Source organism: Psychrobacter sp. TB20-MNA-CIBAN-0197 (assembly GCF_040309765.1).
Taxonomy (GTDB): domain Bacteria; phylum Pseudomonadota; class Gammaproteobacteria; order Pseudomonadales; family Moraxellaceae; genus Psychrobacter; species Psychrobacter submarinus.
On sequence record NZ_JBEOPC010000682.1, the window covers coordinates 1 to 268 of the forward strand.

Genomic DNA, 268 nt, shown 5'->3' on the forward strand with positions numbered 1-268 from the left:
GGATTAGTGGTATTAATTGCGCTAGCTTACTTTTTATTGCGTTAAGCGTTAAAAATATCAATTTTCTAATTTTGGGGAAAAATACAATGAATAAACAGTGTTTACTGTATATAACTATATTTATTAGTATTTTTCTCTTTGGTTGCTCTTCTCGCCATGTTCCTGCACCTGTTAGTAGCTTAAATAATAATGTTAATGATTTAGGTCATACTGTTAACATTAATGGGGTTAGCTATAAAGTACAAAAAGGAGATACGCTCTACTCTAT

1 protein-coding gene is annotated in these 268 nt (G+C 30.2%); it reads left to right on the forward strand.

Annotation, left to right across the window (positions count from 1 at the left end):
* Positions 1 to 268 (forward strand): hypothetical protein (locus AAEY83_RS15515; protein ID WP_351060352.1); only part of this gene is annotated, 268 nt, incomplete at both ends.